27 protein-coding genes and 1 tRNA gene are annotated in these 26,101 nt (G+C 61.6%); 9 read left to right on the forward strand and 19 right to left on the reverse strand.

The window, feature by feature from the left end; translation table 11 throughout:
- Window positions 1-198: 198 nt before the first annotated feature.
- A complete protein-coding gene (gene glnA, locus ACQ5BM_RS32880; protein ID WP_429820209.1) occupies window positions 199-1,608 on the reverse strand; it encodes a type I glutamate--ammonia ligase in 1,410 nt (469 codons plus the stop codon).
- Between the two features lie 66 nt (window positions 1,609-1,674).
- Window positions 1,675-2,013: a P-II family nitrogen regulator gene (locus tag ACQ5BM_RS32885; protein WP_003528058.1), complete on the reverse strand. Its 339-nt coding sequence runs from the start codon at window positions 2,011-2,013 to the stop codon at window positions 1,675-1,677.
- Window positions 2,014-2,357: 344 nt separating this feature from the next.
- Between ACQ5BM_RS32885 and ACQ5BM_RS32890 the strand changes: the two genes are divergently transcribed.
- A complete protein-coding gene (locus tag ACQ5BM_RS32890) occupies window positions 2,358-3,833 on the forward strand; it encodes an NAD(P)H-hydrate dehydratase (RefSeq protein WP_429820211.1) in 1,476 nt (491 codons plus the stop codon).
- 92 nt (window positions 3,834-3,925) lie between these two features.
- On the opposite strand, the gene gpt is transcribed toward ACQ5BM_RS32890, so the two are convergent.
- Window positions 3,926-4,423 carry a xanthine phosphoribosyltransferase gene (gene gpt, locus ACQ5BM_RS32895; protein WP_057255950.1) on the reverse strand — a complete coding sequence of 166 codons (498 nt, stop codon included), beginning with the start codon at window positions 4,421-4,423 and terminating at the stop codon, window positions 3,926-3,928.
- 231 nt (window positions 4,424-4,654) lie between these two features.
- Complete coding sequence (locus ACQ5BM_RS32900; RefSeq protein WP_429820213.1) at window positions 4,655-5,407, reverse strand: competence/damage-inducible protein A; 753 nt, start codon at window positions 5,405-5,407, stop codon at window positions 4,655-4,657.
- A 166-nt stretch (window positions 5,408-5,573) separates the two neighbouring features.
- Between ACQ5BM_RS32900 and wrbA the strand changes: the two genes are divergently transcribed.
- The 3 genes from wrbA (at window position 5,574) to ACQ5BM_RS32915 (ending at window position 7,048) form a co-directional block, all read left to right on the forward strand.
- A complete protein-coding gene (gene wrbA, locus ACQ5BM_RS32905) occupies window positions 5,574-6,173 on the forward strand; it encodes an NAD(P)H:quinone oxidoreductase (protein ID WP_429820215.1) in 600 nt (199 codons plus the stop codon).
- A gap of 229 nt (window positions 6,174-6,402) precedes the next feature.
- A complete protein-coding gene (locus ACQ5BM_RS32910; RefSeq protein WP_429820218.1) occupies window positions 6,403-6,645 on the forward strand; it encodes a DUF2188 domain-containing protein in 243 nt (80 codons plus the stop codon).
- A gap of 184 nt (window positions 6,646-6,829) precedes the next feature.
- Entirely contained in the window at window positions 6,830-7,048 is a 219-nt protein-coding gene (locus ACQ5BM_RS32915; protein ID WP_429820221.1) for a hypothetical protein, read from the forward strand.
- A gap of 84 nt (window positions 7,049-7,132) precedes the next feature.
- On the opposite strand, the gene ACQ5BM_RS32920 is transcribed toward ACQ5BM_RS32915, so the two are convergent.
- The 4 genes from ACQ5BM_RS32920 to ACQ5BM_RS32935 all read right to left on the reverse strand — a co-directional run bounded on the left by ACQ5BM_RS32920 (window position 7,133) and on the right by ACQ5BM_RS32935 (window position 10,311).
- Window positions 7,133-7,217: transfer RNA gene (locus ACQ5BM_RS32920), tRNA-Leu, on the reverse strand.
- Window positions 7,218-7,474: 257 nt separating this feature from the next.
- Entirely contained in the window at window positions 7,475-8,179 is a 705-nt protein-coding gene (locus ACQ5BM_RS32925; RefSeq protein WP_429820223.1) for an HAD family hydrolase, read from the reverse strand.
- 4 nt (window positions 8,180-8,183) lie between these two features.
- Entirely contained in the window at window positions 8,184-8,774 is a 591-nt protein-coding gene (locus tag ACQ5BM_RS32930) for a hypothetical protein (RefSeq protein ID WP_429820225.1), read from the reverse strand.
- 82 nt (window positions 8,775-8,856) lie between these two features.
- Window positions 8,857-10,311, reverse strand: a complete 1,455-nt coding sequence (locus tag ACQ5BM_RS32935) for a TrkH family potassium uptake protein (protein ID WP_429820227.1) — start codon at window positions 10,309-10,311, stop codon at window positions 8,857-8,859.
- Between the two features lie 156 nt (window positions 10,312-10,467).
- Here ACQ5BM_RS32935 and ilvA point away from each other — a divergent pair, with 156 nt between their 5' ends.
- Together ilvA and ACQ5BM_RS32945 are read left to right on the forward strand one after the other, a co-directional pair.
- Entirely contained in the window at window positions 10,468-11,715 is a 1,248-nt protein-coding gene (ilvA, locus tag ACQ5BM_RS32940) for a threonine ammonia-lyase (RefSeq protein WP_429820229.1), read from the forward strand.
- Window positions 11,716-11,792: 77 nt separating this feature from the next.
- Window positions 11,793-12,113 carry an HlyU family transcriptional regulator gene (locus ACQ5BM_RS32945; RefSeq protein ID WP_429820231.1) on the forward strand — a complete coding sequence of 107 codons (321 nt, stop codon included), beginning with the start codon at window positions 11,793-11,795 and terminating at the stop codon, window positions 12,111-12,113.
- A gap of 174 nt (window positions 12,114-12,287) precedes the next feature.
- Here ACQ5BM_RS32945 and ACQ5BM_RS32950 read toward each other — a convergent pair whose 3' ends face one another.
- Window positions 12,288-14,261, reverse strand: coding sequence for a bifunctional 2',3'-cyclic-nucleotide 2'-phosphodiesterase/3'-nucleotidase (locus tag ACQ5BM_RS32950; RefSeq protein WP_429820333.1), 1,974 nt, complete (start codon window positions 14,259-14,261; stop codon window positions 12,288-12,290).
- 238 nt (window positions 14,262-14,499) lie between these two features.
- On the opposite strand from ACQ5BM_RS32950, the gene ACQ5BM_RS32955 reads away from it, so the two are divergent.
- A complete protein-coding gene (locus ACQ5BM_RS32955) occupies window positions 14,500-15,747 on the forward strand; it encodes a diguanylate cyclase (RefSeq protein ID WP_429820335.1) in 1,248 nt (415 codons plus the stop codon).
- A gap of 9 nt (window positions 15,748-15,756) precedes the next feature.
- On the opposite strand, the gene ACQ5BM_RS32960 is transcribed toward ACQ5BM_RS32955, so the two are convergent.
- Window positions 15,757-16,218 carry an Lrp/AsnC family transcriptional regulator gene (locus ACQ5BM_RS32960; protein WP_057255972.1) on the reverse strand — a complete coding sequence of 154 codons (462 nt, stop codon included), beginning with the start codon at window positions 16,216-16,218 and terminating at the stop codon, window positions 15,757-15,759.
- Window positions 16,219-16,375: 157 nt separating this feature from the next.
- Between ACQ5BM_RS32960 and ald the strand changes: the two genes are divergently transcribed.
- Window positions 16,376-17,494 (forward strand): alanine dehydrogenase, encoded by a 1,119-nt coding sequence (gene ald / locus ACQ5BM_RS32965; RefSeq protein ID WP_429820233.1) that lies wholly within the window; start codon window positions 16,376-16,378, stop codon window positions 17,492-17,494.
- Window positions 17,495-17,541: 47 nt separating this feature from the next.
- On the opposite strand, the gene ACQ5BM_RS32970 is transcribed toward ald, so the two are convergent.
- From ACQ5BM_RS32970 to ACQ5BM_RS32990, 5 genes are all read right to left on the reverse strand, one after another.
- A complete protein-coding gene (locus ACQ5BM_RS32970) occupies window positions 17,542-18,009 on the reverse strand; it encodes a DUF1203 domain-containing protein (RefSeq protein ID WP_429820235.1) in 468 nt (155 codons plus the stop codon).
- Between the two features lie 93 nt (window positions 18,010-18,102).
- On the reverse strand, window positions 18,103-18,666 hold the full coding sequence (locus tag ACQ5BM_RS32975) for a GNAT family N-acetyltransferase (RefSeq protein ID WP_429820238.1): 564 nt from the start codon (window positions 18,664-18,666) through the stop codon (window positions 18,103-18,105).
- Between the two features lie 4 nt (window positions 18,667-18,670).
- Window positions 18,671-19,525 (reverse strand): 3-mercaptopyruvate sulfurtransferase, encoded by an 855-nt coding sequence (gene sseA / locus ACQ5BM_RS32980; protein ID WP_429820240.1) that lies wholly within the window; start codon window positions 19,523-19,525, stop codon window positions 18,671-18,673.
- Between the two features lie 16 nt (window positions 19,526-19,541).
- Window positions 19,542-20,291: an alanyl-tRNA editing protein gene (locus ACQ5BM_RS32985; protein ID WP_429820242.1), complete on the reverse strand. Its 750-nt coding sequence runs from the start codon at window positions 20,289-20,291 to the stop codon at window positions 19,542-19,544.
- A gap of 7 nt (window positions 20,292-20,298) precedes the next feature.
- Window positions 20,299-21,339 (reverse strand): cysteine synthase A, encoded by a 1,041-nt coding sequence (locus ACQ5BM_RS32990; protein WP_429820244.1) that lies wholly within the window; start codon window positions 21,337-21,339, stop codon window positions 20,299-20,301.
- A 303-nt stretch (window positions 21,340-21,642) separates the two neighbouring features.
- On the opposite strand from ACQ5BM_RS32990, the gene ACQ5BM_RS32995 reads away from it, so the two are divergent.
- Window positions 21,643-22,482, forward strand: a complete 840-nt coding sequence (locus ACQ5BM_RS32995; RefSeq protein ID WP_429820246.1) for an SDR family NAD(P)-dependent oxidoreductase — start codon at window positions 21,643-21,645, stop codon at window positions 22,480-22,482.
- On the opposite strand, the gene ACQ5BM_RS33000 is transcribed toward ACQ5BM_RS32995, so the two are convergent.
- The 4 genes from ACQ5BM_RS33000 to ACQ5BM_RS33015 form a co-directional block, all read right to left on the reverse strand.
- On the reverse strand, window positions 22,470-22,763 hold the full coding sequence (locus ACQ5BM_RS33000) for an SMR family transporter (RefSeq protein WP_429820338.1): 294 nt from the start codon (window positions 22,761-22,763) through the stop codon (window positions 22,470-22,472). The genes ACQ5BM_RS32995 and ACQ5BM_RS33000 overlap by 13 nt on opposite strands.
- 19 nt (window positions 22,764-22,782) lie before the next feature.
- Entirely contained in the window at window positions 22,783-23,154 is a 372-nt protein-coding gene (locus ACQ5BM_RS33005; protein ID WP_429820248.1) for an SMR family transporter, read from the reverse strand.
- A gap of 80 nt (window positions 23,155-23,234) precedes the next feature.
- A complete protein-coding gene (locus ACQ5BM_RS33010; protein ID WP_429820250.1) occupies window positions 23,235-24,488 on the reverse strand; it encodes a class I SAM-dependent methyltransferase in 1,254 nt (417 codons plus the stop codon).
- A 93-nt stretch (window positions 24,489-24,581) separates the two neighbouring features.
- Window positions 24,582-26,030 carry a cryptochrome/photolyase family protein gene (locus ACQ5BM_RS33015; protein WP_429820252.1) on the reverse strand — a complete coding sequence of 483 codons (1,449 nt, stop codon included), beginning with the start codon at window positions 26,028-26,030 and terminating at the stop codon, window positions 24,582-24,584.
- Window positions 26,031-26,101: the final 71 nt, after the last annotated feature.

Here is a 26,101-nt window from a genome sequence, read left to right on the forward strand (position 1 = left end):
GCACCCGGCTGGACGCGCAAAGGTTGCCGCCACCATAATATCACACAATTCCGCAAACCGTGCCGCCTGCGCAAGGGGCGCCTCCACGGACGAAAGCGACAGCCGAAAGAAAAGCCGGCGGCCCCGCTTTAGGAACCACCGGCTCTTCATGCTCTTACCGTGCCGGCAGCAAAGTCGATGCCGCCGGTGGGCATGGTCTTAGACCGAGTAGTACATGTCGTACTCGACCGGATGCGGGGTCATTTCGAAGCGCATCACTTCCTGCATCTTCAGTTCGATGAAGGAATCGATCTGGTCGTCGTCGAACACGCCGCCGGCGGTCAGGTACTTGCGGTCCTTGTCGAGGCTTTCGAGTGCTTCGCGCAGCGAGCCGCAGACGGTCGGGATCTTCTTCAGTTCCTTCGGCGGCAGGTCATAGAGGTCCTTGTCCATGGCCTTGCCCGGGTGCAGCTTGTTCTTGATGCCGTCGAGGCCGGCCATCAGCATGGCTGCGAAGGCGAGGTAGGGGTTGGCGGTCGGATCCGGGAAGCGGACTTCGACGCGCTTGGCCTTCGGGTTGGTGCCGAACGGAATGCGGCAGGAGGCCGAACGGTTACGGGCCGAATAGGCGAGCAGAACCGGCGCTTCATAGCCCGGGACGAGACGCTTGTAGGAGTTCGTCGAGGGGTTGGTGAAGGCATTCAGCGACTTGGCATGCTTGATGATGCCGCCGATGAAATAGAGGCAGGTTTCCGACAGGCCGGCATATTCGTCGCCGGCGAAGGTCGGCTTGCCGTCCTTCCAGATCGACAGATGCACGTGCATGCCCGAGCCGTTGTCGCCGAAGATCGGCTTCGGCATGAAGGTTGCGGTCTTGCCATAGGCATTGGCAACCTGGTGCACGACGTACTTGTAGATCTGCATCTTGTCGGCGTTGCGAACCAGCGCGTCGAACTTGACGCCGAGCTCGTGCTGGGCGGCAGCCACTTCGTGGTGGTGCTTTTCGACCGTTACGCCCATCTCGGCGAGAACCGTCAGCATTTCCGAACGCATGTCCTGGCAGCTGTCGATCGGCGGAACCGGGAAATAGCCGCCCTTGACGCGCGGACGGTGGCCGAGGTTGCCGGTCTCGTAGTCGGTGTCGTCGTTCGACGGCAGTTCCGAGGAGTCGAGCTTGAAGCCGGTGTTGTACGGATCCGCCTTGTACTTGACGTCGTCGAAAACGAAGAACTCGGCTTCCGGGCCGACGAAGACAGTGTCGCCGATGCCGGAGGCCTTGAGGTAGGCTTCCGCCTTCTTCGCCGTGCCGCGCGGGTCACGGTTGTAGGCTTCGCCGGAAACCGGATCCAGAATGTCGCAGATGATGACCATCGTCGACTGCGCGAAGAACGGGTCCATGTGCGCTGTTTCCGGATCGGGCATCAGCACCATGTCGGACTCGTTGATCGCCTTCCAGCCGCCAATCGAGGAGCCGTCGAACATGACGCCGTCGGCGAACATGTCTTCATCGACGCAGACGACGTCCATCGTCACGTGCTGCAGCTTGCCCTTGGGGTCGGTAAAGCGCAGGTCGACGAACTTGACGTCGTTGTCCTTGATTTGCTTCAGAATATCGCTTGCAGTCGTCATTTGCCGTAATTCCCTGTGTGAGATGACGAGGTTTGAAAAGGAACGGGCCGGACGGCCCGTGAGATATCAGATGGCGTCGAGGCCGGTTTCGCCCGTGCGAATTCGGATGACTTCTTCCACATTGGAAACGAAAATCTTTCCGTCACCAATGCGGCCGGTCTGCGCGGCATTGCGGATCGCCTCGATGACGGCCTCCGCGTTTTCATCCGCCAGCACGACTTCGACCTTTACCTTCGGCAGGAAGTCCACCACGTATTCGGCACCGCGATAAAGCTCCGTGTGGCCCTTCTGTCGCCCGAAGCCCTTGGCTTCCGTGACGGTAATGCCCTGCAGGCCGACTTCCTGAAGGGCTTCCTTCACTTCGTCGAGCTTGAAGGGCTTAATGATCGCTTCGATCTTTTTCATGAGAAAATGTCTCTCCGCTTCTCCCTTTAAAGCAGGATCATGCCCGCTCGCCCTGAATATGCACGTTGCATGCCAGTTTTTCTGCGAAAATCTGTCGGAATGACAAAAAATCTGCTGCCGAGACCCGGATCGTTGGGTTTCCACGCCATTCCGGGCGGTGATCTGCCTAATTTTTATGATTTTCGATCGAAAGTTGCCCGGTCTTGGCCGCCGCCTTTGGTCATTGATGCGGTGGAGCACGTTATTTGAGCAACAAATATGTGCATATGCACAATTTGTGGGCATATCGTGTGCCGCGACGGTAGGTCTTGCTTCGCGCCGCCGGGCATGGATAAGTCTGGGCCATGCGCTCCGAACTTCAGCACTTGTTGATCACGCCCTCGGAAATGACGGCAATCGATCAGGCGGCCGCCCAATCCGGCATCGACAGCTTTACATTGATGCGCAACGCCGGGTTGGCCGTGACCGCTGCGGCGCTGCGGTGCTGCCCGGACGCTCTCCGTTTCGTCGTGCTCTGCGGGCCGGGCAATAACGGCGGCGATGGTTACGTCGCCGCCTGCGGTCTCGCGGAGAGTGGCGCGGACGTAGCAGTCTTTGCGCTCGGCAACCCCGGAGCCCTTCAGGGCGATGCCGCACGAGCGAGGTCGGAATGGCACGGAGCGGTGGCGTCGCTTACGGAGTTCGAACCGCGGGCCGGCGATATCATCATTGATGCGCTGTTCGGGGCAGGGCTCTCGCGAGATCTTTCGGGTGAGATCGTTCAACTGATAGAGCGTGTCAACGCGAGCAAGCTCCCGGTCCTTGCCGTCGATCTGCCAAGCGGCATTGATGGACGGACCGGTGAAATCCGTGGCGCAGCTTTCGCAGCCCGCCACACGGTAACCTTCATGGCGCCGAAACCGGGCCACTGGCTTTTGCCTGGCCGATCCCTGTGCGGAACGCTCGAGGTCTTCGATATTGGGATCCCGCCGCGCATCGTGCTGGCCGGAGCCGGGCCGTTGCGTCTGAATTCGCCGGCTGTCTGGTCGGGTTGGGGCGGCGATCTCGCCCCATCGACGCACAAGTTCAAGCGTGGTCATCTCGTCGTCTTCTCCGGGGATCGGCAAGCGACGGGTGCCGCGCGGTTGGCGGCAACGGCCGGCCTTGCGGCCGGCGCCGGATTGGTCACGGTGGCCACCGGAAAGGCAGCGCTCGGCATCAACGCCTCGCAGTTGACCGCCGTGATGGTGAGGGAAGTGGAGGGTAAGCGAGACCTGACGAAATGGCTGCAGGATCGCCGCCTGGGCAGCTTCGTCCTTGGGCCCGGTTTCGGCGTTGGCAAGAAGGCGAGAGACTTTGTGTTGGCACTCTGCGACCGGTCGTTCGTGCTCGACGCCGACGGCATCACATCGTTCCAAGCGAACCGCGAAGAGCTCTTCTCCGCGCTCGTAAGAGCCGGCGGCCAGATGGTCATGACGCCGCATGAAGGGGAATTCGCCCGCCTATTTCCCGATATTGCCGGCGACGACACCCTCTCCAAGGTCGAGAAGGCGCAGGCGGCGGCGCGCGTCAGCCACGCTGTCATCGTCTACAAGGGAGCGGATACGGTGATCGCCGCACCCGACGGCCGGGCCGTGATCAACAACAATGCGCCGCCGTGGCTAGCAACCGCCGGTTCGGGAGACGTTCTCGCCGGCATCACCGGCGCACATCTTGCTCGGGGGATGCCGGCGTTCGAGGCAGCGGCCGCCGCCGTCTGGCGACATGGTGCGGCCGGTGGTCAAGCCGGGCGGGGACTGACTGCCGAGACATTGATTGGCACCATACCGCCAATGGCGTGAGGCCGGCAAAGCAGCGCGTCAAGCAACTGGCCCCCGACGAAGGGATCGCTTGGAAGGGATCGCTTGAGGCGCGTGGGTCGAATGCCCGGTACTTAGCCGCGCGTACCCTTGGCGATCGGCTCCTGATAGGTGAAGCCCATGTCCCAGGGGAAGTAGATCCAGGTGTCCTGGCTCACTTCGGTAACGAAGGTGTCAACCATCGGCCGGCCCTTCGGCTTGGCGTAGACGGCGGCGAAATGCGCCTTCGGCAGCATGGCGCGCACTTCCGCGGCGGTCTTGCCGGTGTCGGTCAGATCGTCGACGATCAACACGCCTTCGCCGCCATTTTCGGCAATTTCAGGCGCGATGCCCTTCAGCACCTTCATCTGACCCTGCGTGTCATAGTCGTGGTAAGACGCGATGCAGACGGTCTCGATCATGCGGATATTGAGCTCGCGGCAGATGATCGCCGCAGGAACCAGACCGCCGCGCGTGATGCAGACCATGGCGCGCCATTCCTGGCCGTTGTCGGCAAGGCGCCATGCGAGGGCGCGGGCATCGCGGTGGAACTGGTCCCAGGAGACGGGAAAGGCTTTATCGGGCAGCGACATGGGGGGGCTCCGGCTTGTCTGTACGAGGTAAAGGCGAAGCGTCCGGCAGATCGGGCAGGCGGGAACGCGTCATCCTGATTTGCCGACATGCAATAACGGCAATGGCGGTCAAAGCGCAAGGCTCTACAGCGCCGCGCATCCTTTAAGACGCGCCAAGCTCGCTGCAACGCATCGGGCCTGCCGCACAATTATCCTTTAATCGATCCAATCCCAGGAATTATGCAGTCGCAATCAGGTCTTCGCGCGCGCTTCGGTGATTGCCTGGATCATTGCCTGCACGTCGGCTTCGGCCGCAGCCAGCGCCTGTGGATCGCGGGCACGCACGACAATATCGGTCGAGAAGTTCTTGCCGTCGAATTTGGGATAGGAGCCGATGCTCGTCTCCGGATGGTTCTTCTGCACCTCCGTCAGCGGGCTGCCGATATCGCCTTCACCGAAAGGTGAGCGCACGGTTCGGGAGAGCAGCGGCGAACCGACCTGAAGGCCGGGCAGCAAGGCGTCGAGCATGGCCTGGAATACCTGCGGCACGCCGGCCATGACATGCACGTTGCCGATGGCGAATCCCGGTGCAGTAGAGACGGCGTTTGGAATATGGCGTGCACCTAGCGGCATGCGTGCCATGCGCTTGCGCGCGTCGGTGAACTCCATGCCGCGGCGCTCGTACATTGCAGCGAGCAGGGCCATCGCCTCTGGGTCGTAGACGCATTCGACACCGAACGCGCGCGACACCGCGTCGGCGGTAATGTCGTCATGCGTCGGGCCGATGCCGCCTGACGTAAAGACGTAGTCGTAGCGGCCACGCACGGCGTTGATGGCCTCAACGATCGCAGCCTCGTCATCGGCGACGATCCGGACTTCGCGCAAATCAATGCCAACCATGGTCATCATTTCGGCGAGATGGCCGATGTTCTTGTCCTTGGTGCGACCCGACAGAAGTTCGTCGCCGATGGCGACCATCGCGGCAGTGACGATTTTTGGGCTCATCGGTAATTCCTATTTATATAAGACAATCGTTTAACAGTGACTGTTCATTGTTCGACGAACAAGAACAGTCTGTTTCCCGGACAACTCCTGGCAAGCGGCCGCATTTTGATAAATCTTCCCGGCAGCGGTGATCAAGTGGGATCGCTTGAATCCAAAGGAGCATTTTATGGCCAAGGTTCTTGTTCTCTATTATTCGGCATACGGACACGTCGAAACGATGGCCTATGCGGTGGCCGAAGGCGCGAAATCGGCGGGCGCCCAGGTCGATGTGAAGCGCGTTCCCGAGCTCGTGTCGGAGGAAGTTGCCAAGGCTTCGTACTACAAGCTGGACCAGGCAGCGCCGATCGCCAATGTCGAGGAACTTGCGCAGTATGACGCGATCATCTTCGGCGCGGGCACACGCTACGGCACGGTTGCCTCGCAGATGCGCAACTTTATCGACCAGACCGGCAGCCTGTGGGCCAAGGGCAAGCTGGTCGGCAAGGTCGGCTCGGTCTTCACATCCTCGGCGACGCAGCACGGCGGCCAGGAGTCGACGATCCTTGGCTTCATCCCGACCCTGATGCACCACGGCATGGTCGTCGTCGGCCTTCCCTATGCCTTCCAGGGGCAGATGGGCCTCGACGAGATCAAGGGCGGCTCGCCCTACGGCGCCTCGACGATCACCGGCGGCGACGGTTCGCGTCAGCCTTCCGAGGTCGAACTCGATGCCGCTCGATTCCAGGGCGCACATGTCGCCAAGATCGCCGCGAAGCTTGCGGCTTGATCGCTCAAGATATTGGATTTCTTGATCAAGGGCGGCTCCGACAGGGGCCGCTCTTTTGATTCGCCGCACGCCGTTCATGAGTGATTCGCGAAGGTGGCAATTCGCACCGTACCTGTGGTAATATCCGCGGCGTTCGGCATGAGCATGCCTTTGACGAGGAGGAAAGAAGGGCCGTGCGGCAACGGCCCGCCCGAGGACCGAAGCGTCTTTCGGACTGTTGGAGGGAAGTATGGCGCGGATAACTTACACCATCGTTCCTCATGACGGAGGCTGGGCCTACAAGGCTGCCGACGCATTTTCGGAACCCTTCCCCAGCCGCGAAATGGCGCTTGCCGCCGCCAAGGCTGCCGCCGCTGAACAGCAGGTTGGCGGCGAGGACGAAGATATCAGTTTCCAGGACGAGCAGGGTCACTGGCACTTCGAACATACTGACGGCGGCGATCGACCGGAGGCGACCGTAGACGACGGTTAGTTCGCTTCAAGGCAACCGGCTCAATCCGAACACCGGATCACGATGATTCGACATAAAATCGCAAACGTGATCGATTACAATAAATTAGAGTAAGATGCGGGCGGAAACGTCCACGCTTCCTTATTCCGCTCCAGCGTTCTGCAACAGTATTGCGTGCACACCATCTCTCCACGGAGGATATTCGATGCACTACAGCGTTCAGATCTTCACCTGGACCCCGCGGCAGGGAGTCCACCAGGTCGGATCGGCAATCGAGGTGGACGCCCCCAATTCCAAGGCGGCAGCGGTCTCGCTTCTCGGCCTCAGGCTGGAAGACGAGGGATGCGCTTCGAAACTCGCCGTCCGGGTATGGCACGACGATGCCTACCAGGCGGAATGCGATTGCTACTACTACAACAACTGAGCGGTCACCTTTTCCGGCGCAAACCTGTCGCTGCCGAGCGAGAGTTGGACGCCGGCCGCCCAATGATCCTGAAAGCCGTCTGTCTGGTGCGGGCGACGGGGGTCGAACCCGTACAGCCAAGGCCGAGGGATTTTAAGTCCCTTGCGTCTACCAGTTTCGCCACGCCCGCATGACCTCCTAGATCAAACACTTGCGCCGCTGCGTCAAGGGGATGTGCTTTCGCTTTTCCCGCGCGTTCCCTGGAAATCGTCCGCACGCCGCTGTCTGCCGCTTCGTCCTGCATCGATTTGGCGGGGCTCGGAGCGCCGATCTGGCGAAAGACTGGATGTGCGCAAGGGACTTAAAATCCCTCGGGAAACCGTACGGGGTCGTCCCCCGTCGTCGTCCATCTACGCAAGATCAGTCGTGCGGATGAGAAGGGGCAGGTCAGTCGCCCAAACCGCGAACGAGCGCGGCCAGTCCGCCGAGATGCTCGATCTCGCGGAAACGCGGATGGTGCTCCGGCTTGTCATGGTGCTCGAATGACCAGGTGAGCGCGTGCGGGACATAGACGCCCCAGCTTCCCGCATCGAGCGCGGGGACGATATCGGACTTCAGCGAATTGCCGACCATCAGGCTCTGCAGCGGGCCGTCGCCATGGCGCTTGAAGATGCGCTCGTAGGTGCCGGCATTCTTGTCGCTGACGATTTCGACCGCGTCGAAATAGTCGCCAAGGCCGGAGGCGGCAAGCTTGCGCTCCTGGTCGAAGAGATCTCCCTTGGTGATCAGGACGAGCCGGACCCGGCCATGAAGGGCGTCAAGTGTTTCCTTGGCATGCGGGAGCGGCTCGACCGGGTGCACGAGCATGTCGCGACCGGCTGCCAGGATTTCGGCGATGACGGAAGAGGGGACTTTCCCCTCCGTCACGTCCACCGCGGTTTCGACCATCGAGAGGACAAAGCCCTTTATGCCGAAACCGTAGAGACGGAGATTGCGTTTTTCTGCGGCAAGCAGCCGTTCGGACAGATGCTCGGTGTCGGTGTGGGGACTGAGAAGTTCGGCGAAGCGAGCCTCGGTCAGGCGAAAAAACTGTTCGTTCTGCCAGAGGGTATCGTCGGCATCGAAACCAACGGTCGTTATGGCGTCAGGCATGGTCTTACGGTCCGGCAATCTTGAAGGGCTGGTCGACGCTGGCGCTCTTGCCGCTGTTGACGTCGTTGAAGTGGAAGCGCAGCACATAGTCGCCCGCCGGCGCACCGGAAACATCGATGGTCAGCGTCGCATAGATTTCCTGGTTTCTGAGGTAACCGGTGAAGGTGAAATCGCCGAAGGCCTTCTGCCCGGCGAGCACGTCGCCTTTCGGGTTGAGGATGTCGAAATCGACGGTGAAATGGCTCTCGAGCTTGCCTTTCTCTGCGGCATCCTTCCAGGAGAGGCCGATCGGCTCGATATAGGAGATCAGCGACTCGCCCTCCTTGAAGACCGAGCCGTCCCTCGGCTGGTACATCGCATAGCCAGTCGGCTGCTTGGAAACGAAAATCGCCTTGCCGATCGCGAAGGGTAGCTTTTGCGAAAAATCGCTGATCGCCTGGCGAAGGAGGTCACGGGCTTTTGCCGCATCACCTGAAGCGGCAAGCTTCTCCGCCTGCGCCGCTGCATCGGTGAGTGGTCCGGCATGTGCGATCAGATTTCCGGATAGTGTCGTGGCGGCGGTCAGCGTCGCCAGAAAAAGCATATGTTTCACCATGACGTTTTCCCCATCGCCGGATGACACCGACTTTCGGCATCTGCCGCATTGAGTCAAGACGATAGGGCCGGCGGGCCGATGGTCAATGCTTCCAGAACACCGGCGTCAGGATCACGAGCACGGTCAGGACCTCCAGACGGCCGAGCAGCATCATCAGCGACAGCAGATAGAGTTCGGGATCGCCAAGCGTCGAGAAGTTGCCTGCCGGTCCGATGATGGGGCCAAGCCCGGGGCCGACATTTGAAAGGCAGGTGATGACCGCCGATGTCGCAGTGACCAGATCGTAGCCGAGCGCACCCATGGCGAGGCTTCCGAAGACCCAGAGCAGGATATAGGTGATGAAGAACAGGAAGATCGCGCGTTGCGTGTCGGCATCGACGGCATTTTTGCCGTAGCGTACGGCGTAGATCGCGTTGGGGTAGACGAGTTTGTTGAGCCCCGACCGGATCGCGTTGAAGAGCACGATGAAGCGATAGGCCTTGATGCCGCCTGCCGTCGATCCGGAACAGCCGCCCATGAAGGTGGCGATGAAGGCGGCCATGACGACGAAGGGCCCCCAGAGGCTGTAGTCCTGGCTGGCATAGCCGCTGGTCGAGAGGATCGAGGTGATGTTGAAGAAGGAATGCGCCAGCGCCAGGTGAAATTCCACGCCATTGACCAGGCGGTGATAGACGGCGACCGCGATTGAGAAGGCCGAGAGATAGCCGAGAAAGACGATGATCTGTGGATCGCGCAGCGCATCGAGCCGGCCGCGCGCCACCAGCACGATCAGGATCGAGAAGGGCAGGCTGCAAAGCGCCATGAAGAAGGTCGCCGTCCAGAGCAGCGGGATGCTGCCGAAATAGGCGAAGGACGCATCATGGGTGGAAAAGCCGCCGGTCGCGACCGTCGACATCGCATGGTTGATGGCGTCGAAGCGGTTCATGCCGGCCAGGAAGTAGCCGATCGTGCAGAGAAGCGTGATGACGACATAGACGATCAGGAAGGCGCGGCTGAAGCTGGCGAGGCGCGCGAACGGTTTGTCGCTGGTGTCGGAGGATTCCATCTTGAAGAAGGACATGCCGCCGACCCTGAGATAGGGGATGATGAACAGGCCGAGCACGACGATGCCGATGCCGCCGAGCCAGCAGAGCAGCGAACGCCAGACCAGAAGCCCAGGCGGCGCGTCGTCGAGACCGACGATGACGGTGCCGCCGGTCGTGGTAATTGCCGAGACGGACTCGAAAAGCGCCTGGGCAAAATCAAGATCCAGCGACGACAGCCAGAGCGGGATTGCTCCGACCACGGAAAAGACCGCCCACAAAAGGTTGACCAGGACGAAGCCGAACTTCTTGGAAAACGGCGGTGGCCCCATGCGGGTCGCCATGAAGGTCGCAAGCGACAGGCCGCCGACTATGAAGGCCGAAGCGGCGAAAATCTGCCAGTCCGGGTGGCCGTAATAGAGATCGACCATCGCCGGCACGAGCATGGCGCCCGCGAGGTATATGCCGAGGATTGCCGCAATGTGCACAGCATGCCGGATCAACGTTGCGTTCAAGCGTTCAATTTCCCGGAAAGTGTTGCTGAGGTCCCGGACGAAGGGGAGGCGGCTGCATTGTTCACGGCGGTCCGATTCGAGTCAAAGCGATGGCTTCGCGCGTTGCAATGTGCAATAGCCACAGCCAGCGACCAACTCAACGGAAGACCGCGCGCGATGAAGCAGGATGTCGAAGCCGCAACCGAAGCCTTGCGGGAGATCTTCCCGCCGACGCCGCTGCAGCTCAACGAGCACTTGAGCGCACGCTACGGTGCCAACATCTACCTCAAGCGCGAAGACCTGTCGCCCGTGCGCTCCTACAAGATCCGCGGCGCGTTCAATTTCTTCCGCAAGGCACTCGGCGCCGACGCATCCGGCAAGACCTTCGTCTGCGCCTCGGCCGGCAACCACGCCCAGGGCTTTGCCTTTGTCTGCCGCCATTTCGGCGTGCCGGGCGTCGTTTTCATGCCGGTGACGACGCCGCAGCAAAAGATCGACAAGACCCGCATGTTCGGCGGCGAATTCATCACCATCCGCCTCGTCGGCGATATCTTCGACCAGTGCTACAAGGCGGCGCGCGATCACGTCGAAGCGATCGGCGGCGTCATGGTGCCGCCTTTCGATCATGCCGATATCATCGAAGGCCAGGCAAGCGTCGCTGCTGAAATTGCCTGGCAACTGCCTGACGGCGTGACACCCGATCTCGTCGTCCTGCCTGTCGGCGGTGGTGGCCTTGCTGCCGGCGTGACGGGGTATCTCAAGGACGTGATCGCCGCGGATCACTTCATCTTTTGCGAACCCGCCGGCGCGCCCAGCCTGCGCGAGAGCCTCGAAACCGGCAGCGTCGTCACCCTCGATCAGGTCGACAATTTCGTCGACGGTGCCGCAGTCGGACGCATTGGCGACCTCAATTTTGCGGCCCTCCGCCGCTTTTCCGCCGATCAGGTGATGCTCCTGGCGGAGAATGCGATCTGCCTGACGATCGTCGATATGCTGAACGTCGAAGGCGTTGTGCTGGAGCCGGCAGGCGCCCTTTCGGTTGCGGCCCTTGAAGCGCTCGGCCCTGAAGCGCTTGCCGGCAAGACGGTGGTTGCCGTCGTCTCCGGCGGCAATTTCGACTTCGAGCGCCTGCCTGATGTCAAGGAGCGGGCGATGCGCCATGCGGGGCTCAAGAAATATTTCATCCTGCGCATGGCGCAGCGGCCGGGCGCGCTTCGCGATTTCCTCAATCTGCTCGGCGACGAGGACGATATTTCGCGCTTCGAGTATCTGAAGAAGTCTGCGCGCAATTTCGGCTCCATCCTGATCGGCATCGAGACCAAGCACGCCGAGAATTTCCCGGTGCTGAAGGCCCGCTTCGACGCCGCGGGATTGCGTTACCAGGACATCACGGAAAACGAGATCCTCTCCAATCTCATCATCTAGGCCGGGATGACGGCGCCGCGGTCGAAAATCGGCACTTAAGCTTTGACAGTGCCGGTCGCGGCGTCTAAGTCTTGGTCATGGCATCGTTTTTCTCGAAATTGTTCGGCCGTTCGGGCTCCTCTGAAAACCAGGCGCAGGCTGCCCCCGGCAAGACCGAGGCCTATGCCGAATGCACCATTCGCGCGACGCCCATGCGCGAGGGCTCGCAGTTTCGCCTGGCAGGCAGTATCGAGAAGCCCTCGGCCGATGGCAGTGCCAAGATCCGCAGCTTCATTCGCGCCGATCTCTTCGCTTCCGAGCAGGACGCGATTGACGCCGCGCTGCGCAAGGGACGCCAGATCATCGACCAGACCGGCCCGTCGCTGTTTTCCGACGACGCCCAGTCGCGCCAGGTTTGATCGGTCGCCGCCTGCGGCATATCAAAATTTTCTCAGATAGTTAGCGGACGTTTTTAATGTCTCGCATTGGCTTTCGGCAGCCTGCAGAGGCATCGCTGGTTCGGCTGAACCTTCGTCACCCGCCACATGTGGTGGGCCGCCACGGGTGCGGCCCGATCCTCGTTTGACGGAAGCTCAGAGCTTGATCCGGAAGCGGGCAAAGCCTTCGGCGGCATCGCCGGCATCCTCGATTGTCACACCCTTCACCTGCGCCAGGAACTGCCGGGCCTTCGGCCCGCTGTCGAATGTCACGCTCGTATTGGCGAGGGGCACGAAGGTCCAGTTGGCGTCGGCCGACGGGTTGATGATGCCCTGATCGATGATGTAGCGCACCACGACATCGCGGTTGGTATCGGGGGCTACGAACACCACCTTGTCGGCGGCGATGTCGGGGAAATTGCCGCCGCCGCCAGCCCGGTAGTTGTTGGTGGCGACCACAAATTTCTGTGCCGGATCAATCGCTTTCCCGTTGAACTGCAGATTCTTGATGCGGTTCGAGGACGGGTTGATAACGTTGCCGTCCTTGTCGAACTTCGGCGGCTCGGAAAGGTCGATCTGGTAGGTGACGCCGTCGATGACGTCGAAATTGTAGGATGGGAAACTGCCGTTGATCAGCGGTGCATCGGCGGCGCCTGGCTTGACCTCGTTGAAGATGCCGGCGGACATTTCCAGCCAGTTGCGCACCTGGTCGCCGGTGATGACAACGGCCTGCACCGTGTTCGGGTAGAGATAGAGGTCGGCGACGTTCTTGATCGCGATGTCGCCGGCCGGGACGTCGGTATAGTAGTCCGCGCCGCCGCGGCCGCCGGCCTTGAAGGGAGCGGCGGCCGAAAGGACCGGCAGGTCGCGGTACTCGGTCTCCTTCAGCATGTCCTTGACGTACCAGGTCTGCGCCTGGCTGACGATCTGTACGGACGGGTCATCCGCCACCAGAGCGAAGTAGGAATAGAGCGGGGCACTGGTCTTGCCGACGGGCGTGCGCACATAGGTGAGCGTCGCCTCGTGGTCCTTCTTTGCGGCGGCCAGCACCTCCGGCTTGTCGGCGACTTCGGCGATCACCTTCTTCCCTTCACGACGGTAGATCGGCCGTGCCTCGCTCGTCGAACTGACGACACGCCAGGCGCCACCCTCGCGTTCGATCAGCAGGTCGATCAGGCCGAGATGCGAGCCCCAGAAGCCGCCCATGACGCCGGGTTTGCCGGAGATCAGGCCCTTCGTGTTGTCGACCCCCGCGATGCCGTCGAATTTCGGGCCGGGGAAATCCAGGTGGCTATGGCCGGTGACGATCGCATCGATGCCTGCGATCGCGGCGAGCGGCACGGAGGCGTTCTCGAGGTTCTCCGCATAGGACTGCTGGCCGATGCCCGAATGCGAGAGCGCGACGACGATATCGGCGCCTTCCTCGCGCATCTGCGGCACCCAGGCTTCGGCCGCCTTGACGATATCGCGGGCATTTGCCTTGCCTTCGAGGTTCTTGGCATCCCAGGTCATGATCTGTGGCGGAACGAAGCCGATGAGACCGATGCGGATCTGATGCTCCGTGCCGGAGCCGTCCTTCACCTTGCGATCGAGAATGACGTAAGGTTTGAGAAACAGCTCGTCCTGACGCCCGTTGGCGGCAAGGGCGCCCTTCGTCAGGTTGGCGCAGACGAGCGGGAAGTTCGCCCCGTTCAGGACCTTGAACATGAAGTCCAGGCCATAGTTGAATTCGTGGTTGCCAAGCGTGCCGCAATCATAGCCGAGCACATTCATGGCGGCGATGACAGGGTGGAGATTGCCATCCTTCATGCCGCGCTGATAGGCGATGTAGTCGCCCATCGGGTTGCCCTGGAGGAAGTCGCCATTGTCGACGAGGATGGAATTTGTCGCTTCCGCTCGAATGGCGTCGATGATCGAGGCGGTGCGCGCAAGTCCGACCGTATCGTTGGGCTTGTCGCCATAATAGTCGTAGGGAAAGACGTGGACGTGCAGGTCCGTCGTTTCCATGATTCTGAGGTGCGCCTGGTTGGCGGCGGCGCGGACGGAAAACGGATGCAGCATGACGAGCGCCGAGGAAGCCGCGGCCCCGGCGAGAAGCGAGCGGCGCGTGAGGTGGAGCGGGGATGTCATCGTTGGCATGCGGTCCTCCATTTATCAAGAATCCCGGTTTTTCCGAGACGAGTGCAATCCGGAGTTTTGTTCGCAGGCACGCGAACCACGGTGGGTTGGCGGCGACTATGCCGGAAAGGCGACATTTCCGAAAGCGGCAGATTTTCGCATTCTGAAGCCGGGCAACCGCGAGTCCCGCTAAAGTTTTCTTCAAACTTCCCGGTTAACCGGTTTTCGGGAAACGGATTTTTTGAAGCGCATGCCAAACGCCAACCTTCTTCTCTTCGTCGGCGAGGCACTGGTCTACGTCACGGTGATGATCGGGCTGCTGCATCTGCGGGCCCGGCTGGGACTTGGCGTCTTCGTCGCCGCGCTCGGCGTGATGCATTTCATCGAGACCTATCTCGCTGCCGTCTTCTACGTGCAATTGCCGTTCGGCGTGATCTCGCCCGGCTCGGCCGTGCTTTTCTCCGGCAAGCTGATGATGATCCTGCTGCTCTACGTGAAGGAGGACGCGGCAACCGTTCGTCAGCCGATCTATGGCCTGCTCGCCGGCAATTTCCTGACGGTGGCGCTGAGCCTCTTGCTGCGCCAGCATGATACCGTCTCCATCGTGGCGGAGCGATCCGCCGACCTCGCCTTCATCGACGAGATGGGTTGGCTGATGGTCTGGGGGACGACGATCCTCTATTTCGATTCGCTGATGATCATCCTGCTTTACGAGCGGCTGGGCAGGTGGTTCCGGCGTTTCGCGACTGTCCGGTTCCTGATCTGCGGCGTCGTCGTGCTGACATTCGACCAGGCTGCTTTCTATGCGGCGCTGCGCTGGTGGAACGGTGCGCCCCTCGAGGTTTTCTGGGGCGGCTGGATGGCGAAGATGCTGGCAGCGCCCTTTTTCGCGATTGCGACAGGCATGTATCTCAATGCCTCGCGCCATCCGTTCCTGGCTATGTCGGATCGGCCGCTTGGCGATATCTTCAACACCTTGACGTTCCGAGAACGCTACGAAGACCTGCTTTCGCGGTCGGGGCAGGACACCCTGACCGGTTCGCTCGACCGCAGCCGGTTTGAAATCGAAGGGCCGGAAATGCTCCGCGCGACGAGCGCCGACAACGCCGCGGTCACGCTGATGATTATCGACGTCGACCATTTCAAGGGCGTCAACGACCGCTTCGGCCACCAGGAAGGCGACCGCGTCCTGCAACGGCTGGTCGAGACGGTAAAATCGAAACTGCGCCCGGTCGATCGGCTGTTTCGTTATGGCGGCGAGGAGTTCGTGGTCTTGTGCCCGGCAATGACCCATGGGGATGCCTTGCGCCGGGCGGACGAGATTAGGGTAGCCGTATCGGACCTCGTCGCGACGCCGGACGGGCGGCCGGTGACCGCAAGCATCGGTCTGTCGTCGACGCCGGACGACGGGGCGGCGATCGAGAACCTGCTGTCTGAGGCCGACCTTCGTCTCTACGCCGCCAAGGGGCGTGGCCGCAATTGTGTCGTCGGCCGGTAGGCCGCTCGCTCAGATGCCGACATTCGGCCGGTCGATCACTTCCCGCAGCGAGAAGCTCGAATTGATCTTGACCACATGGGGCAGGGCCGAGAGCCAATCGCGGTGGATGCGCTCGTAGTCCTGCAGGTCCTTGGCCGCGACCCTCAGAATATAGTCGTATTCTCCCGACATCAGGTAGCAGACGAGCACGTTCGGACAGAGCTTCACTGCCGCCTCGAACTCGGCGAGCGTCTTGGCGAACTGGCCCGACAGCGAAATATGCACGATCACCATAATTTGGTAGTCGAGCGCCTTGTGCGCGATGCGGGCATGATAGCCGGCGATCGTTCCTGACTTTTCGAGGATGTCGACCCGGCGGGAGCATGCGGACGGAGAGAGCCCGACCTTCGCCGCGAGGTCTGCATTCGAAATCCGGCCATTCTGCTGGAGGATGCGCAGAATCGCATGATCGATGGCATCGAGTTCACTCATTCGTGATTTCCCTCAATAATGCTTCAGTTCGCACAATACTATTCGAAATCAATGCGCCCGGGATTCCGTCTTTGCAAGGACATTCGATTTAGCCCGTGTTTTGCTGAATGCCTCGTCAAAAGGGGCGAAAAGCCCATAACAGGAGAGGAACGCGAGGATGCGTGTCGGTTGCCCGAAGGAAATCAAAAACCATGAATATCGAGTCGGCCTGACGCCCGGCTCGGTGCGTGAATATGTTGCCCATGGCCATGAGGTGATCGTGGAAACCAAGGCCGGGGCAGGGATCGGCGCGGATGACGATGCTTACCGTGCCGCTGGCGCGAAGATTGTCGCGACGGCAAGGGAAGTGTTCGAAAAGTCGGACATGATCGTCAAGGTCAAGGAGCCGCAACCCTCAGAATGGGCGCAGCTCCGCGAAGGCCAAATTCTCTACACCTATCTCCATCTTGCGCCCGATCCGGAACAGACCAAGGGTCTCCTCAATTCCGGCGTCACGGCGATCGCCTATGAAACCGTCACCGACGATCGCGGTGGCCTGCCGTTGCTTGCGCCGATGTCCGAAGTTGCCGGACGCCTCGCGATCCAGGCGGGCGCGACCTCGCTGCAGAAGGCCAATGGCGGCCGCGGCATCCTGCTCGGCGGCGTGCCGGGCGTGTTGCCGGCGAAGGTCACCGTCATCGGCGGCGGCGTCGTCGGCCTGCATGCGGCACGGATGGCGGCGGGTCTCGGTGCCGATGTCTCCATTATCGATCGCTCGATACCGCGTCTGCGCCAGCTCGACGATCTCTTCGCCGGCCGCGTCCACACGCGCTATTCGACCATCGATGCGCTCGAGGAGGAAGTGTTCTCCGCCGATCTGGTGATCGGAGCGGTTCTCATTCCGGGCGCTGCGGCGCCGAAGCTCGTGACCCGCGAAATGCTGACCGGCATGAAGAAGGGTGCCGTCATCGTCGACGTTGCCATCGACCAGGGCGGCTGCTTCGAGACCTCGCATGCCACCACCCATTCCGACCCGACCTACGAGGTCGACGGCATCGTGCACTACTGCGTGGCGAACATGCCGGGTGCGGTGCCGGTGACTTCGGCGCATGCGCTGAACAACGCGACGCTCCACTACGGCCTGCAGCTCGCGGACAGGGGCCTGAAGGCGATCGCGGAGGATCGGCATCTGCGTGCCGGCCTCAACGTTCATCGCGGCCGCGTCACCAACGCGCCGGTCGCCGAAGCGCTGGGCTACGATGCCTATGCGCCGGAGGCCGTCCTGAACGTCGCCTGAGGGATAGATCCTTTCGGCCCGGCGGAGATGCCGGGCCGAATTCGTGTTCAGGCCAGTTCTATCCGGCACTGGTAGCAATTGTTCCTGGCCGAACGCACATGGACGGACGAAACGTCCGGTCGTGCCAGCAATTCTTCCGCCCGCGCCTGCAGTTGTTCCGACGAAACGACACCGCCGGTCCCATAGACAATCCGTTCGTTCTCGCCATAGCCGCGCAACAGATAGCTCACGCTCGAAGCCAGGATCGGCGGAAGCGCGTTGCCGCTATGCGCCGGACATTCCTCGGCATGCATGAACACCGGGCCGGTCTCCGCATAGGGCTGCAACGAGGAAAACGGCCGCAGCGCAAAGATCAGGTAGGGCTCTCCGGCGCCGACATTGCGCAGGCAGTGCCGGCAGGGCACGCCTTCACCATCGGAAATCTCTCGCTCCGGCGGATTGCCATAGGCGTCCGGCCCGCCCTCTCGGATCCGCCGCGCTTCGTCGTCGGACATCGGAATGTAGCGCAAAGTCATGGCGCATCTCCTTGATCGGTTCGATATGTTCGATCAGGAGGATGCGCCTGGCGCGACCCTTTCGACACCCGGAACTTGCCGGGGCGACATGCCTCAGAGATTTTTCGCCAGGGTCAGCAGTTCTGCGTCGGTCAGAGGCTCGACCGTTGCCTCGCGGGTGGCGACCGGCGAGAAGCCGAACTGCTGGTAAAGCTGGAGCGCTCGGGGGTGATCCAGATTGTTGGTCGTTACCGTCAGCTTGCTCGGATTGAGCGCCCAGGCGGCAAAGAGCGTCTGGAGCAGGAACCACTTGCCGAGGCCGAGGCCAAGCGCATGTTCCATCAGGCCGAAATGGACGAGTTCGACGACGTCGTCGTCGCCCTGGTGCAACTCGAAAAAGCCGGCCGGCGCGCCATTGACATAGAGAACCGTGACACTCGTCCGCTTGTCGCCGAGCACCGCTGAAAGTTCCTCGTCGCTCATCCGCAGCCGCTCGGTCCAGTGCCAGCGGCGACCGACACGCAGGTACAAAAAGCGGTAATAGCTGAGCGGGATGTCGGAGACGCGCAGGATGGCGGTCTGGATATTGACCGGCATCGGCAGGCTTTGCTTCGGCGGCGCCGTCATCTCGAGTTCGGTTACGTGCGCTGTCAGGGAGGCGAGCTTCGGCGAGCGCATGATATCACTCTCGACCGGTGACGATCGTCGTGTCGGCGCGGCCGCCCCATTCCGACCAGGAGCCATCATAAAGGGTATTGTCCGTGTGACCGAGCGATTGCAGCGCCAGGGTGATGATAGCGGCGGTGACGCCCGATCCGCAGGTCGTGACCACGGGTTTGGAGAGATCGACGCCGGCGTCGGCGAAGGTTTGGCGTAGCGTCGCGAGATCCTTGAACTTTCCGTTTTCCGAGAAAATGCCGGAGGGAAGGCTGCGCGCGCCAGGCATATGGCCCGAGCGCATGCCAGCGCGCGGCTCCGGTTCTTCGCCATAGAAACGTCCGGCCCCGCGGGCATCGGCGATCTGGATGTTGCCGTCGGCGACGATCTCTTTCATCCGCTCGAAGGAAGTGACTGCCGAAGGCGTGAAGCTCGCATTGAACGTCGCCGGCCTGGGCGAGGGCACTTCGGTGGTGACAGGGCGTCCTTCCCTGTTCCAGCCGTCCATGCCGCCATCGAGCACGTAAACGTTCTTGGCGCCCATGATGCGCAACATCCACCAGACGCGCGGCGCGGTCATGATGCCGGGGCCGTCGTAGACGACGATCGTGTCCTTCTCGCTAACACCGAGCGCGCCGACCGACGAGGCGAAGACTTCCGGTGAGGGCAAGGTGTGGGGCAGGCCGCTCGTGTGGTCGGCAATGGCATCCTGGTCGAAGAATACGGCACCGGGAATGTGTCCGGCGTCGTATTCCGCCTTCGGGTTGCGGTTCTGTGCGGGCAGGTACCAGGCGGCGTCGAGGATCCGGATCGTCGGGTCACCGAGGCGCTCCTGCAGCCAATCGGCGGAAACGACAAAGGCGCTCTTGTTGTTGGTCACGGTCGCAACTCCCTACTCAAACTGATGCGCGATCTTCGGGCGTACCGAAGCGGATGCGGAACCTACGGTTTTCCTTGCCCTTTTTCTCGATCTTGGCGACGCGGATGGCGCCGACTTCCTGCGTTTCCGACACATGCGTGCCGCCGCAGGGTTGGCTGTCGATGGCCGAATTTTCGCCGATGCAGACAAGGCTGACGCGCCCAAGGCCGATCGGCGGGCGCACGTTCTTCGATTTGACGATGCCGGGATTGGCGGCCAGCTCCTCGTCGGTGATCCACTGGACGTAAACCGGGTGATTTTCCTCGACGAGCTTCATCAGCGCCGTCGTGACTTCGTCCCTGTCGATCGTCTCGCTCATGTCGAAATCGACACGGCTCTCGTCTTCGCCGACCGAGGCTCCGGTGATCGGGAAGGGGCAGACGACCGAGAGCAGGTGGCAGGCGGTGTGCATGCGCATCAGCCGGTAGCGGCGCGGCCAGTCGATATGCAGGACGAGCTTTTCACCGACATTCGGTGCCGGCTGTCCCTCAGCCGGCACATGGATGATGATGTCCTTGGTATCGCCGTGACGCGCGACCGCGATGTCGATCCGGCTGCCGTCGGCGCGCTCCAGAAAGCCGGTGTCGCCGGGCTGTCCGCCCGATGTCGCGTAGAAGCAGGTCTGATCCAGTTCGATCCCGCCATCTTCCAGAATTCCGGTGACGCTTGCTTCGCAGGTCGAGAGGTAGAAATCGTCTCGGAAAAGGGCGGTCACGGTCCTGGTCATGGCATTCCTATCCAACTGATTCGTATGGCACCGCAATGTGGGAAGACGTCTTCAACCAGGCCGGCACCGGCAGTCCCTTGGAGGCCAGGAAGTCCGGATTGAAGAGCTTCGACTGATAGCGGTTACCATAGTCGCAGAGGATCGTCACGATCGTATGTCCTGGACCGAGCTCCTTGGCGAGCCGCACGGCACCGGCAATGTTGATACCCGTCGAGCCGCCGACGCAGATGCCTTCCCGCTCGATCAGATCGAAGACGTAGGGAACGGCTTCCGAATCCGGAATCTGGTAGGAGAAGTCCGGTGTGAAACCCTCGAGATTGGCGGTGATGCGGCCCTGGCCGATGCCCTCGGTGATCGAGCTGCCCTCGGCCTTCAGTTCGCCGTTGGTATAGTAGCTGTAAAGTGCTGCGCCCTGCGGATCCGCAAGGCCGATCTTGATTGCCGGGTTCTTCGCCTTCAGCCCCTGAGCGACGCCCGCCAGCGTTCCGCCGGAGCCGACGGCGCAGATGAAGCCATCGACCTTGCCGTCCGTGTCGCGCCAGATCTCGGGCGCCGTGGTTTCCACATGCGCGTCGCGGTTGGCGACGTTGTCGAACTGATTCGCCCAGATGGCGCCGTTCGGTTCGCTTTTCGCCAGTTGCTCGGCGAGCCGGCCGGAGATCTTCACATAGTTGTTGGGATTCTTGTAGGGAACCGCCGGCACTTCGACGAGTTGGGCGCCGAGCAGCCGCAAGGCGTCCTTCTTCTCCTGGCTCTGGGTTTCGGGAATAACGATGACGGTGCGATAACCAAGCGCCTGGCCGACGAGCGCAAGCCCGATGCCCGTGTTGCCGGCCGTACCCTCGACGATGACTCCGCCGGGGCGAAGCTGCCCGCTCCGCTCCGCGTGACGGATGATCGAGAGCGCGGCACGGTCCTTGACCGATTGTCCCGGATTGAGGAACTCGGCCTTGCCGAGGATGTCGCAGCCCGTCGCTTCCGACACGCCCTTCAACCGAATCAAGGGTGTGTTGCCGATCGCTTCGAGGACGGACGGTAGAATGGCCATTTTCAGAACCTCGTGTTTGAGGACAGGCGCCGGAGCAGGGCGACACGTGCCAGGGAAATACGAACGGCGGCTGACGAAAATCGACAACGATCGCGGACCGCCGAAATGTTGGCGTGTTTTCGGCTCAGCCTGCACTTCAGGCAAGAAATAGCGTTTCGCCGCCGCTCTGTCCCGAACAAAAATCGTCTCCAAGGCATCTGGGGCTCCGCGGCAAGGATCGCTGCCGCGATGAAGGGCCGGGCTCGTCTTTTTCACCAGAAGGAGATGCGTGCGTTTTTCCCGGCGCGTGCCGAGGAGTGAGTGATGAGTATTCAGTCTGTGAAATCCGAACATAAACTGGCTTGGGTCACCGGCGCGAGCGCGGGTATCGGGCGGGCGCTGGCGCTCAAGCTGGTGCGTGAAGGCTATTCGGTGGTCGTCACCGCCAGAAGCCACGAGAAACTGGTGGACCTGCAGCACGAGGCGGCGGGTGACGGAAGGATCACCGTTCTCGACGGCGACGTCACCGACCCTAAGGACATGGAGCGCGTGCTGGCGGCGATCGAGTACGATCATGGCCACCTGTCGCTGGTGATCCTCAATGCCGGGGTTGCGGTCCCCGTGCGGGGAGACGACCTCCACCGCGAAGCCTTCGAGAAGAGTTTTGCGGTCAATCTCAATGGCGTGGTCAACTGCCTGCTGCCGGCCGTCGAGCATATGAAGGCGCAGGGACATGGCCACATCGCCATCGTGTCTTCCGTCGCCGGCTATGGCGGGTTGCCCACCAGCGCCGCCTACGGCGCCTCCAAGGCCGCGCTGATCAACATGGCCGAGAGCCTGAAGTTTGATCTCGACCGGATCGGTATCCGTCTGCAGATCATCTGCCCCGGCTTTGTCGATACGCCGGGTACCGCGAGGATACGCTTCCCGCGTCCGGGCCTCGTCAGTGCCGAGCAGGCGGCGGATCGCATCGTTGCGGGCCTGAAATCCCGACGCTTCGAAATCACCTTCCCGCGGCATTTCACCTACGCGGTGAAGCTCATGCGTCTGCTGCCCTATAGTCTCTATTTCGCTCTTATCAGGCGGCTGACGGGTGTCGTTGCCGAGGCAAGAGAGGCGAAAAAACATGCCGGCTCCGGCGAGCGCCGGCGTCAGGCCGTGTGAAGCACCAACACGGCGCCAAAGATGAGCGTAAGCCCGACCCAGCCGATCGGCTTCAACTTCTGTCCGAAGAGCAGCCGTCCGCAGATGGCCGTGCCGAAGATTCCGGTCGCGCCGAGGACGGCGTAGGCGATCGCGAGCTCCATGCCTTTGACCGCTTCCGCAAGGAGCGCGAAGGCGGCAAGCACCAGCAGAATGGAGAGGGCACCCCATCCACGGCGGGCAAAGCCTTCCGATTTGGTCGAGGCGAGGTTGGCGGCGACATCGAGAATGCCTGCCATCATCGCCAGCGCGAAGTAGATGCTAGGTGCGCTCACTGGCTGCTCCTTCCGTCGTGGCTTCGTCCTCGTCGTGACGCTCGCCGGCATTGACGAGCAGTATGCCGACGATCGCCATCGAAAGACCCAGCATCTCGCGGCCGGTCAGCACATGGCCGAAGACGAATACGGAGACCAGCGTGATGATTGCGACACCCGAACCTTCCCAGATCGCGTAGGCGACGCCGACGGAGATCGTCTTCACTGCCTTGGCCAGGAAAACGTAGGAGAGCGCGATCGAGACATACATGACGATGTGGCCGAGATAAGAGCCGTTCGATGAGGCGGCCTTCATCACCGTCAAGCCCACCACTTCGGTCGCGATGGCGAGCGCGAGGAAAAACCATGCAAGACGCATGCGGAACCTTCAAAAGAGAATTGGATCGACCGCCTCTTAAGCGCTACGCGTGACGCGGTAAAGACGCGCCATATGCGTTCCTATTCGAAGACGATCTGCCGAACATCGATGTTGCGGGCGCGGAAGCCGGCTTCGCAATAGCAGAAATAGAACTCCCATAGCCGCTTGAAACGCAGGTCGAAGCCCAACGGTTCGATCCGGTTCCAGACCGACCAGAAACGCTCGCGCCATTCGCCGAGTGTCCGGGCGTAATCGATACCGAAGCCGAAGTCGTTGATCATGCGCAGGCCGACATGGCGGCCAAGGTCGATGAGATGTTCGCGCGTCGGCAGCATGCCACCCGGGAAGACGTATTTCTGAATGAAATCCGGATTGGATCGGTATTCCTCGTAGGCTTCGGACTTGATGGTGATGATCTGCAGACCGGCCCTACCGCCGGGCTTCAGGCATCTCTTGAGCTGCGAGAAATAGGTCGCCCAGAATTTTTCGCCGACCGCCTCGAACATCTCGATCGAGACGATGCGGTCATAGATGCCTTTTTCCTCGCGGTAGTCCTGGAATTTCAGTTCGACCCGATCGGCAAGCCCGGCCCGGTGGATGCGTTCGCGGGCGAAGGCCAGTTGCTCGCGGCTGATCGTCAGCCCCGTCACCTTGCAACCGATCTCGGTTGCCGCGAATTCTGCAAAGCCACCCCAGCCACAGCCGATCTCCAGCACATGATCACCCGCCCGAAGATTGGTCGCTTCGGCAAGGGCGCGATACTTGGCGGCCTGCGCGGCGCGGAGATCGTTGGCACCGGCGGCATAGAGCGCCGACGAATAGGTCATGCTCGGATCCAGCCATTCGCTGTAGAAGGCATTGCCGAGGTCGTAGTGAGCGGAAATGTTGCGGCGCGCGCCGGACTTCGTATTCGCATGGCGCCAATGCAGAAATTTTTCGACTAGCTGTAGCAGGCCGCGCGCCCGGTTCGGGAAATGCGCGCCGATCTCGGCGTTTACGAGGAAGAGCTCGAGAAAGGCTCCTACATCGGGGCTGTCCCAGTCGCCGTCGATGTAGCTTTCCGCCGCGCCGATCGTGCCGCCTGTTACTGCCCGTTTCGGCAGGTTCCAGTTGTTCAAGGTGAGGATCGCGCTTGGGCCCGCTCTCTTGCCTCTGATCACCAGCTTGCGGCCATCGGGGGCGGAGAGCATCAGCGTCCCGATCCGGAGATGCACCAGTGCGTTCAACACCATCCGTGCCTTCAGCGGAAAATCACGCAACACCGTTGCCAGATTGTCGGAGGAAAGCTCTTCCGCGCCGTCGAATGCGGCAAAGTCGGCTTCCGGACCACGCATACACCATCCCCTCAGCGGTTGCATCCGTGAGGTGAGCCTAGCGGCAATCGGCCGAGACGCCAACTGTGGAATTCTACCGGGGGCTTGTATCCGTCACGGTTCTCTCGGCGCGCTTGCGATCTCGCCGAAGGCTGCGAGCGCCCGTTCCCGCGCGTTGGCGTGGTCGACGATCGGATTTGGATAGGTCGTGCCGAGTTCGATGCCAGCCGCTGCCAGGACGGCGGCAGGAGCGGAAAAGGGGCGATGGAGATAGCGCCGATCGAGGCGCCCGAGTTCCGGCACGAAGCGCCTCACATAGGCTCCGTCCGGATCGAACTTTTCGCCTTGGAGAACAGGATTGAAGATCCGGAAGAACGGCGCCGCGTCGGCGCCCGAACCCGCGACCCATTGCCAGCTTGCCGGGTTGTTGGCCGGATCGGCATCGACCAGTGTGTCGCGAAACCATTGCTCGCCTTTCCGCCAGTCGATCAGCAGGCCCTTGATCAGGAACGAGGCGGCGATCATGCGCACGCGATTGTGCATGTAGCCATGTTGCCAGAGCTGGCGCATGCCGGCATCGACGATCGGGAAGCCGGTCAAACCCTTGGTCCAGCGGGTGAAATCGTCCTCACGGTCGAGCCAACGAAAATGGTCGAACCGGCGATCGAGGTTGCGGTGCGGGAGTTCCGGATAGTGAAACAACAGATGGTAGGAGAACTCGCGCCAGCCGATTTCCTTACGAAACGTGGCAACGCCTTCACCGTCCGCGATCTGCATCCCCTGCGTCGCGTGCCAGACCTGCGCCGGCGAGATTTCTCCGAAAGTGAGGTGAGGCGAGAGCAGGGATGTACCGTCGGTGTCCGGGAAGTCGCGGTGAACCTTATAGTCTGCCAGCTTCTCGTCGGTAAACTCGTGGAGGCGCGCAAAGGCACCTTGCTCACCCGGCGCCCATATCTCGCTGAATGTGGCTGCCCAGTTGGGCTTCTTCGGTAGCAGCGCCCAGTCACTGAGTGTTTCCGATTCCGGCCAGATCCCCGGTTTCGCGACATGTCGTGGTTCATCGACGGGCGGCGAGGGGACGATTTTGGATTCGAGCGCACGCCAAAATGGCGTGAAGACGCGGTAAGGGCCGCCTGTCGTCGTCAGCAGGCGTATAGGCTCGTGCAGCAATTGCCCGGGAAAGCTCTCCGCGATGATTTCCCTGGTGGCGAGTGCTTTTTTCAGGGACGTATCGACCGTGATGCCATTCGGATCATAGCGCCGGTTCCAATGGACACGACTGGCGCCCGTGGTCCGCGCCACATCGCTGATGACATCCAGCGGGGCGCCGGAGCGGAAGATGAGTTGCGAGCCGTGGCGGCCGAGGCGGGCAGCCAAGGCCTCCAGCGAATGGTGCAGCCACCATCGCTGCGCCGCACCCAGCGGGCCGTTGCCGCTTTCGTCCGGCTCCCGGATATAGAGCGGAATGACGGGAGCCTCGCCCGCCGCGGCCGCAAGGGCCCTGTTATCGGCAAGGCGCAGATCCTTGCGGAACCACACGATGATCGGCGCCGCCTTTGTCATAGGTACCGTCTAGAATGGGATTGATCACCCGGGGAACATAGGTGCAAAACGAAAAAGAGCCATTCGCATTT

The organism is Ensifer sp. B1-9 (assembly GCF_050474445.1).
Taxonomy (GTDB): Bacteria; Pseudomonadota; Alphaproteobacteria; order Rhizobiales; family Rhizobiaceae; genus Ensifer.